The sequence below is a fragment of the Paenibacillus sp. 01T442 genome (assembly GCF_056398345.1).
Window position 1 is genome coordinate 1 of the sequence record NZ_JBFTPF010000121.1, and the last position, 9,503, is coordinate 9,503.

Genomic DNA, 9,503 nt, shown 5'->3' on the forward strand with positions numbered 1-9,503 from the left:
GGGTAATGCGGCAGATGGCTACATGTTGAAACTGTAAAACATGATGGGCTTCGGTCCAAATAACAGACCGAAGCATACACGTTCACAGTGCATTGAAAAGGCTGCAACATCATATGCGTCAAATAGCCCCCTCATCTAGCTGGTATAGACGKGGGTTCTTTGTTTCGATACTCTTTCCTGCTCGGCCTGTAAATTGCATTGAACTTACCAGCTCTTTTAACAACAAAAGGAGCAGTTGCCGCGACGGCAAACTGCTCCTAGATCACTTAACTATTGTTTTCCGTACCTTAAAAGTTATGGTGTATATGTTTAAATATTGCAAAAAACTGCCCGTTACTTTAATGAGCAAAAGAGGGCTGCATCGAAGCAAGCCCCTCAACTATAGTTCTTACGATAGTTGAATACAGTGCTTTAAAATATAAATTTTGAATATGGTTTTATACTACAGGTTAAGTAATATTCAATTAAAAAATCTCGAAGCGTCTGTGGAAACTTAAGCTCGTTCCTTACTTCGTCTTGCTGTAAAGACTCAATTACTGTTGATATTTCCAACCATTCAAATCCAATCTGTGCAACATCATTCTGTAAATGTGTGATCTTGTCTTCTGTACCAAAAGAACAGTGAAAGATGAATTCAATTGCATGTACTTGTTTAACTAAAAATGAATACTCGTGGTTAGTAGAAATATATTCCCTTACACACACCAATTCTTTTATCTCCGCGTATATATTTAATTCTTCAGTGCATTCGCGTAGAATTGTATCTTCAATTGTCTCGCCAGATTCTTGCCCACCGCCGGGTAATGTATAATAAACACCTATATTATCAAGCTTTTTCTTAATAAACAGTAGCTTATTATCGTATTCAATAATTGCTTTAGCTGTATTCCTTACCAAAAGCTCCCCTCCTATTAATTATGCCACTCAACTAGCGTTACTCGTTAGTTAAATGGTGTTGATAGTATTCAATTATATTAATAAAGCTATCTTCAATTCATTGAAGCTGGATACTCGTTCAGTTCCTGCTCTCAGAGTATCATATTTATCTAAGAAGATTGATTTCATTCCCATTCTTTGTGGGGTTAAATAATCATTTTCATAATCGTCGCCAACAAATATAATTTCAGAATTATTACAACCTGCTAATTGCATGGAAATCTCGTATATTCTTGAATGTGGCTTTCTCCAACCTACATTTATCGAGGTGATAATAAAGTCAAATAATTCTCCGATTCCGTTGCTGAATAGTAACTCCTCTATACCATCCTTTACCATAAAATTTGAAACTATAGCTAACTTATATCTCCTAGAAAGCTGAATTATAACCTCTCTCACTTCTGGACTTATGTAGCATTTCGATTTATATGTTCTCCAATAATTTTCATATAGCTTTGTTACTACTTCAGTTTTAATATTTAGTCCTATCGACTTAGATTTATGAACTAATAACTCAAACCTTCTTACTAACTCATACTCTTCGTCCTTTTCAAGGGTTACTCCAATTTCAATTTTTGAAGTTTCATAATATTCTGCGAACTCATTAAAATCATTCCAATAATGCTCAACACCAGAACCTTTAAATGCCCACAAGGCATAGTCATTCCCTTTTGGCAACTCATATAAATCAACAATTGTTTCCATGCAATCAAAGAAAATGTATTTATACTTATTCAATGTAGAACACCTACCCACAACAGGATATTGGAATAATTATACATTAAACTCAAACATTAAAGTACAAAGAAAATAAATAAACCTGTACCTTTACTTTAACGGGGAACGGCAGCCGTTCGTGTACCGGCTGCCGTTGTGTTGTGCATGAACTATAGTTTGTCTTTAGTTGAAAGAAGGTTCGGTTAGATTCAATTCTTGATAGAATAATTTATTTTTCTTTAGAAAAGTCTTTAAACTGTGGGTTTTAACATGGACCGCAATAAGACCTTTTTCTTTCGTAAATACGAGTAGAGTTGGAAAATAAGTTTTGGATGGGCTAATAAACATCACTACTTCTGTAACTGTTCCATTAATCCAATCGTTATTAATTTTGTAAGGGGGCATAAGCGTGATCTTAATGGCTATGCCCTCACTTGGTTCGATTCTAAAGGATCCAACCGCGCCATTTGCAGAGGACAACCATTCTTTAACCTGGTTCTGCAACGAATTTGAGTTTCTAATTGTAAGGATTATCTCATCTTTTTTGATATCGAATACTTCTGCTCCATCTGTTGCACCAACTGTTTGAGCAAAAAAAAGACTAAATGCAATTACAAGGAATAACAAGCGATCTAATATTTTCAACAATAATCAACCCCCTTTAGGAGGTAATATTCCCAATTAAAAAGGAAAACATTTGACTCTATAAGTTGAAGTATGCTGCCAGTTACTTGAATGAACAAAAAAGGAGCTGCCGCTTGCAAGCTCCTTCACTAATTATTTTAGGTAATTTTTCTTAGTTTGCATCTACTCTCCAGCTCTTTTGTAACTTCCGAATGTAACAGATTTGACCAATGTGATATGCATTATGAGTAGACACATTTCCGAGTATCTCCCACCACTTGGCAGCCATTGGGAAACCATTCACATCACTTTCGACTTTTCCTTCAGTAAGTAGATCTTGCCATTTTAAAAGCACCTCTAATAATCGTTCTTTTAAGTCAGTGAAATTTTGATCTTTGGGAACTATAAAACTTTTATTATTATTTCCTATGGAAGGCACAGCATTGACATGAGATTTCTGGTATCTAGTTTGCCAAGTTTCATTCCAATAAAGTAAATGCTGCACAATTTCAGCGATACTATTACTATCTTCACTAGGTTTCCAAAACGCTACTTCCTCTGACAAATTTTCAACTGCGTCTGAAAATGGTAGGTACCAACTAGGGTCATTAGCATTTGCTAATAACTGATCGGATAAAATATCTCTTACATGAAACATACTTTCCACACTCCTTCTTATTGATATGCGGCGGCCTGTTAATGTTCATGTTGAGCTAACGTTCTCAGTTAGTTTAATCATTATTGTCATATGCGTCACCTAACGCAACAAAACTCTCATCTAACCAGTAGATCAGTTTGCCCTTATGTTGCAAAAGTTGTTGCAGAAGCTCTGTGAATGACATAGCAATAATCGGTGTATCCCCAATTAAACCATGTGTCTCATGGAAACTGTCGTAACACCTTCCGAGGCGTTCAGGGTGTAAATCAATTGTAACAAAATCACCATTGTCACAATCAATAAGTGTGTACCAGTTATTGGATATATCATCTTCCACTTCTTCACCAAGTATCTCTAAATTAGCCAAATTAATTTCTGTTGCTGGGATTATTCGATACGGGAAATCAGAATCATTGAAAAGCTGCATACCACCACACTCTTTATAAAATTCTTCAAGATCGATTGGCAACATATGAGAAGAACGTAGTTTTGGTAAACCCGATGCAGGATAAACTTCGCAATTTAAAAGTGAACTCGCTTCTCTAATTAACCCAGTAATTTTACTCATGTTATCTTCCTTTCATCGGCTACTCAAATCTCTTCTAACTATCCTCCCTTTAGCTTAAAGTCAAAAGAGCAGCTGTTGGCCGCGGAGATGAACAATTTAACCGTCATCTTTGCTTTCTGAATTTAAAAACTTCTATTATCAATTCGATCGAGCAATAAGCCACCGTTAAAATACCGATAAAAGAAAAGATAGAGAGTAGGCATCTAACTGTAATATAAGCAATTGGCATGCTATCGAAGAGATTTTGTATTGTATGAAGTGCTATCGAATTATTTAATAATAGAAGAATTACACCAGATAATACTCCGTAAAGTAAATTTTTTTTGTGATCCACAATCCACAAAAACCTCCTTTTAATGCAATTACTTAGAGTACTTTTTATTCTCCACTTTGTTTCCAGATTCCTTCCAATTGTCCATCAAATCTACCCGTTAACATAGTGGAGTGCTGCCACGTTGCAGTCCTCAAAATGTTTAGCTATCGTTCTTTCGTTAGCTCAACAAGGAGCTTATTATAATTGTGTTACCATACTCTAAGTTAAATTTATTTAGCGTTGTTAATTGGAAGTTCTTCTTCTAAAGGTTCTCTTACCATTCCTTTGAATTGTTCCTTACAAACACCATATTTATGGAAGTTTACTCTAGCCTGATTCAAAGAAATGCGATTTGCACCAATTATTTTTTCAGGCTTATCATGTGCCGTTCCATCATATTGCCAAAAGCATACCTCACAGATTTCAAAGAAAGCCTCTTCCATGTCGGCATAAGTAAAATTGTCGCRACAAGGGCATTGCACTCTCAATATTCTTACCCCTTTCCCTCATTGAGCTATAGTTTTGAAGTACTTCTTGCAAACTATTTTCACTTAAGGTAGACCATTTCTGGAAAATAACAATCAATTCCTCTAAGTTATTACTTCCGCCTCTACCCCTAAATAAATTATCACTAACATCACAGTAAACCCAATCAAGATCCGAACGATCCATCTTCAAAGTTTCGAAATTGATATCTTCAAGATGTGTTCCTTCCAATCGGATGTCAATAGCCCATCCCGGATTATCAAGAGTTGTAATTTTAACTCCGTAACAATGCTCCCAATCCCCGTCGCAATTAACTGTATACCAGTTTTCCAACCATTCTAAAACATTCATCCAAAAACCCTCTCTTCAAGTCTCTCCACTGTTACTTTAACAAACAATAGAGGAACTGCAACTAATATGTCTCCACAATATTTTTTTGTTTCTCAGCAATTACTTTAAATGGTTCATACATTTCGGATATACTTTTCAGAAAACTGATGTCTTCTTCAATATGCATACCCTTTTCTAGTTCACTAAGAAGAGTATAAAACACTTCACATTCAATTGAACCTGCGCCATCCGTTTCAACCCCAGACTTAAACAACAACTCTCTCAGAGGATAACTTAGAATCTAAATATCTTAAGTAGCAAAACCCAAGAGTTGTATCATTAAGATTAGGGGGATTACTTACAATGTACCTTTCGGAAACCATCAATATACTTAGTATGCTTTGAACTGTTGCTATGTCTCTTGCCAAAGAGAGACTTATTAACCAATCCTCTACATGAGTTTCTCTAAGAATACGTTTGTCTGCCCAATCCTGCCAATCCTGCTTCCCATAATAACCACTTGAGACTATGGCATAAAGATAATATGCAATAGCAGTCATATTACCACCTCCAAAGATTCTGCATCTTTTAAAATAACCCAATCAGATGGTTAACAAGTAAATTTCTGCTGGAAGCTAAACTCGCTTTAACTATGTGATGTAAGTGCTATTCTAAAACCAAGATCATCTATCTTGAAATCCGGCATGCTTTTCCTTCTACTCGTAGAACCACAATTGTTCTCAACTTCTGCCCAACTGCCTCCCCGGAAGACTCTATAGTTCCCATATCGTTCAGAATCGTATAGATCCCAGCACCATTCCCAGACATTCCCAATCATATCAAAAAGCCCCCATGGATTAGGAAGCAGTTTTCCGACTTGTTGAGGTGAACCATTGGCGTTTTCTAGATACCATGCAATTTGATCAATTCTTGCATACCTATATCCCGTCGTTCCCGCTTTGCACGCATACTGCCATTCAGCGTCTGATAGTAATCGAAAGCCATTCGCTTTTTTGTTGTATATCGTGTTCTCGCTTTCATTTGCGAATGTGTAGCATTCCGTCCTGCCAAGCATTCTGGACAATTCGTTACAAAAGGCAAGCGAATCTATCCACGAAACTTCCGTAATTGGCAGGTTATTCACATTCGGTTCTACTTCTTCTTCATGCATGACAAAATGATACAATTGCTGTGTTACTGGATACTTCATGACATGGAAGGGTTCGATCGTTTCAGTCCATGTAATATCCTTTTTATTGCTTCCAGGGTCTGATAAAGTGTAATCAGAACTAAGCCATTTATTCATATTAATATAATCGCGTAATTCAATGGTTCCCCCTTGTACGGGTACCATCAAATTCAATAAATCTTTTAAAATATGCTCTCTGTCACTCCCGTACTTTTTGATTTTCATACTGGCCACCTGTCTATTTCAATATTTGATCGGAAGTACTGTTCTAAAACCTTCGACTTTATTCTCCTCGTATAATTTTCAGAATGGATACTTTTATAAGCGTACATAATGCCACCTCATTCAGTATCCTGATTTTTCGAGCCCTGACAGTTAGTATGTAAACAGCTGCTGCTGAGTTTTTATTCAGCTATCGTTCCCAGTTAGCGTAATGATGCGATGTGGTTAGGTGATGCAGGGTTTGTCTGCCTGATTCTGATCCCTCGCAATACCTTGGGCAAAGCAAGGGGCGTAAGCCCCTCAGCGTGAATATGGTGTTATAAGATGTCCCAGCCTTCAAAACGATGCTTCAACAGTTCTTTCTGTCCTTTATTAAGTTATTACCTCTAATACTATACCAACAAATACGCATGTTATTGTTGTAATGCCAAATAATTTCAACACCCTTTTTCTTGGAATTCTCCTGTGAGCAGCCCATATAATATTAGGATGAATAAATCCAAAAAGTAATAAGGTTAGTGAAATTAAAGTTAATAAGAAAAATGCCCCTGATAATTGAAGGTTTATAATCGCAAATGCCAACAACATTCCAAAAACAAGAATAAATGCACTCATTATATATTGCATTATCTTAATAAAGTACAAGACAAACTTGTTGGTCTCTTTCTTCTTAATAGAGTAGTATCCAGAAATAATATCTCTTTCCAAAAAGCTATAAAATCTATCTTTTCTTCGTGACTCTTGCCTTGCAATTTTTTTCATCTCTTTTGTAAATTGTCTTTGAATTTTATTACCGATACCTGTCACACCTCAACCTGTTTGAGTATCATTAATTTTTTCGGGAATTTCTAATTACTTCTAATTTGCGTTCTCCGCAAATACACCTCATTTGAAGAATTCATGATGTGATTTAACAAGCCAGCCTAACGTCTCCTGGGATAGTCTGGCTCCATGTACTATCAGTATGGTTTTCTTTTATGTTAAATACACTTTTTAGCCCTAGCAATAATTCCTATCTTGTAACCTTTCGATTCAAAAATAGATCTTTCCATATCAATCTTGTAGTACCACCCTTACTTTCAGAGCCACGTGCTTTGCATCATCACTTTGATCACTATATGGAATATTTTAACACATGCGAATTGAACTTGTAACCCGCAATCACCACGCTAAACTCCCTCTATGGAGAAACGCTTTACTCTTAAATGCTCTCGTTTTCTCAGCTTTTGACCAAAATAGCTTTTATCAGATAACATTTCAATGGTTTGAAGTTGTAGAGGAAGAAATTTATGGATATGTTGAGGGCAGAAAAACTCTCTACCTAAACCACCTGATGTAAAAAACGGATGGTATGGTAATCTATAGTTGCACCTTTGGATCTCCACATGTGCTCATGGCGGCAAACCMTCCCACATCTCGCAGAGTCTACGCTCCCACATTCCTTCATTTAACCTATCCATGAGGTGGAGGTCAGATATGCTGCCCGTTACTTTAACAGATAACGGCAGCCGTCATGTCGTGATTGAACTATAGGTTTGCAATAGGTAAGCATTTGATGTGATCTCCAGCTTTTCCCCTGCTCCGCACGGAGCGTGCCAGTTTCCAAGCACTCCGCGGTCCATCTAACTGAATTTACTAAATCATAACTTCCTCGTTACTCATTGATTCGGGATGTTAAACTGGTTCTAATACATATTTTTCACGGTATTGGTTGATCTGGTGCATCATCAATTCCGTTAAGCCCAGTCTATTTTTGAGTACGTCAATCGTCTCTTTATGTGTTTGGAGGATAAGTTGCCCTACCTCTTTGTGGAGGATTCGCAAATTATTAAACTTGTCATTCCCACCTAAGTGCAACGGAATATAGTGGTGGCAGTAAACATCGGATGCGAAGAGATACATGCCTGTAATTTCGCATTTCCCCATCTTCATGCTATACCGACTAATTCGATTGTCCATATATTCAACACTTTGATTCGGGATGCTAGATTTCGTAAGTAAGTAAATTTCCTGACGTAAATCTGGTCGAAGCTTCCTGTGTATCTGTTCTCTGCCTGTTGTGGTAAAGAGCGATAGCCYTGTACTGAAACCCATCGTATTCTTTGTTTTCACATTGGCTAGAGGATAAAATAAACATCTGCTACTTTAAAAGTCCTGTAACCCAAGCTGTAAAATTTATTGTATGTTGGCGGTGGGTTTGCAGGATGCTCATATTTCCMGATTTGTTTGAGACGATTGTACATGAAAGCTCGCAGATCGTAGGCAAGACGTGAGAACGCAACACTTACATGTGTTGCCCGATTGAAATAGTTGTGAATTCCTAACACAAAGCTGTTGAACCGTACAGCATTTAGAGCCGTAGGCGAAGTCCTCATTTTGAGAATGTGTTTCTTGGCTTCGCTTTTGATTTTCTGCTTTTTACCCACTTTTATACCCGTATGCGCTACTCGTTTTTGACCCTTTTTGTTCGCTCGGATTGTAAACCCAAGGAATTCCGACTCTCGTTTTCGCAGATTAATGATTTGYGATTTCTCCGGAGAGACATCGAGTTTCAGGCGATCTTTSAGATACAGARYTACCGCATGATACCACCTCTGGGCCGATCTCCAATCTCTACAWATGATTTTGAAGTCGTCGGCGTAACGCACCAGATAGCCTTCTTTCAGACTTGAGCGTATTTTYGCAGCCCTTTCGCCAGTTCTTGATTTGAAAGGTTTTYTCAGCGGAAAGAGTTCCCATTGACCTGCRACCCAGTGATCTARGTCATTTARTACAATATTCGAGAGCAGTGTTGACAGTAAACCGCCTTGTGGYACACCTTTTGAAGGTATYCCTTCCCCCTCGATTTCAGCTTTTAGCATTTTAGARATGCARSCTAGAACCTTTCTATCTYGAATGCCCATGTTCCAAAGTTGCTTCAAAAGCAGCGTATGGTTGACATTGTCGAAAAATCCCAAGATGTCGATGTCTACTACATAATGCATCGAAGCCTGATTGATGAGAAACTGTACTCTTGCCATGGCATGGTGTGCCGATCGAAGGGGTCTGAAACCATAGCTATGCTTGTAAAATTGGGCTTCAGCTATGGRCTCAAGGACTTGTTTGAAGCACTGTTGAATGATACGGTCAAGGATACACGGGATGCCCAGCGGTCTCATCTTACCGTTATCTTTTTCGATGAGTTTCCTTCTGACATTCTTGGGGCGATAGTTTTGCAGTTTGTATTGGATTTCACTTACTAATTCGTATTCGGGTCTTTGTTCAATGTCTTTGATGGTTAATCCATCTGTTCCTGGTGTCTTTGATCCTTTATTGGACTTCATCGTACGATAAGCCAGCAAGATATTTTCTCTGGATGTGACGATCTCATATAGATGTGAGAAGGTTTCTTTGTTTGCTGATCTTTCGTGCAAATCAGTAAAAGATTCCGTCATGCCGTAATACTCCCAATTTCGTAAAG

The 9,503-nt window shown here is 37.6% G+C and carries 10 protein-coding genes and 1 pseudogene; all 11 read right to left on the reverse strand.

The window, feature by feature from the left end:
- Positions 1-411: 411 nt before the first annotated feature.
- Positions 412-897: an NUDIX domain-containing protein gene (locus AC1DLM_RS33395; RefSeq protein ID WP_441992560.1), complete on the reverse strand. Its 486-nt coding sequence runs from the start codon at positions 895-897 to the stop codon at positions 412-414.
- 72 nt (positions 898-969) lie between these two features.
- Positions 970-1,674, reverse strand: a complete 705-nt coding sequence (locus AC1DLM_RS33400) for an HAD family hydrolase (protein WP_477572389.1) — start codon at positions 1,672-1,674, stop codon at positions 970-972.
- 162 nt (positions 1,675-1,836) lie between these two features.
- Positions 1,837-2,298 carry a hypothetical protein gene (locus AC1DLM_RS33405; protein WP_441992562.1) on the reverse strand — a complete coding sequence of 154 codons (462 nt, stop codon included), beginning with the start codon at positions 2,296-2,298 and terminating at the stop codon, positions 1,837-1,839.
- Positions 2,299-2,449: 151 nt separating this feature from the next.
- Complete coding sequence (locus AC1DLM_RS33410; RefSeq protein ID WP_477572390.1) at positions 2,450-2,935, reverse strand: DinB family protein; 486 nt, start codon at positions 2,933-2,935, stop codon at positions 2,450-2,452.
- 73 nt (positions 2,936-3,008) lie between these two features.
- Positions 3,009-3,503: an SMI1/KNR4 family protein gene (locus tag AC1DLM_RS33415; protein WP_477572391.1), complete on the reverse strand. Its 495-nt coding sequence runs from the start codon at positions 3,501-3,503 to the stop codon at positions 3,009-3,011.
- A gap of 543 nt (positions 3,504-4,046) precedes the next feature.
- Complete coding sequence (locus tag AC1DLM_RS33420; RefSeq protein WP_477572393.1) at positions 4,047-4,298, reverse strand: CPCC family cysteine-rich protein; 252 nt, start codon at positions 4,296-4,298, stop codon at positions 4,047-4,049.
- Positions 4,240-4,653: an immunity 53 family protein gene (locus tag AC1DLM_RS33425; protein WP_477572392.1), complete on the reverse strand. Its 414-nt coding sequence runs from the start codon at positions 4,651-4,653 to the stop codon at positions 4,240-4,242. The genes AC1DLM_RS33420 and AC1DLM_RS33425 overlap by 59 nt, the downstream gene beginning before the upstream one ends.
- Before the next feature lie 245 nt (positions 4,654-4,898).
- Positions 4,899-5,192, reverse strand: a complete 294-nt coding sequence (locus AC1DLM_RS33430; RefSeq protein WP_441992565.1) for a hypothetical protein — start codon at positions 5,190-5,192, stop codon at positions 4,899-4,901.
- An 86-nt stretch (positions 5,193-5,278) separates the two neighbouring features.
- A complete protein-coding gene (locus AC1DLM_RS33435) occupies positions 5,279-6,046 on the reverse strand; it encodes a formylglycine-generating enzyme family protein (protein ID WP_441992566.1) in 768 nt (255 codons plus the stop codon).
- 369 nt (positions 6,047-6,415) lie between these two features.
- Positions 6,416-6,850: a hypothetical protein gene (locus tag AC1DLM_RS33440; protein ID WP_441992567.1), complete on the reverse strand. Its 435-nt coding sequence runs from the start codon at positions 6,848-6,850 to the stop codon at positions 6,416-6,418.
- Positions 6,851-7,717: 867 nt separating this feature from the next.
- Positions 7,718-9,503 (reverse strand): annotated as a pseudogene (gene ltrA, locus AC1DLM_RS33445) (group II intron reverse transcriptase/maturase); the annotation flags it as partial.

Excerpts from the sequence above, each read along its gene's own strand:
- AC1DLM_RS33410 (WP_477572390.1), bottom strand. The coding sequence starts at position 2,935 with ATGTTTCATGTAAGAGATATTTTATCCGATCAGTTATTAGCAAATGCT.
- AC1DLM_RS33415 (WP_477572391.1), bottom strand. The coding sequence starts at position 3,503 with ATGAGTAAAATTACTGGGTTAATTAGAGAAGCGAGTTCACTTTTAAAT.
- AC1DLM_RS33430 (WP_441992565.1), bottom strand. The coding sequence starts at position 5,192 with ATGACTGCTATTGCATATTATCTTTATGCCATAGTCTCAAGTGGTTAT.
- AC1DLM_RS33435 (WP_441992566.1), bottom strand. The coding sequence starts at position 6,046 with ATGAAAATCAAAAAGTACGGGAGTGACAGAGAGCATATTTTAAAAGAT.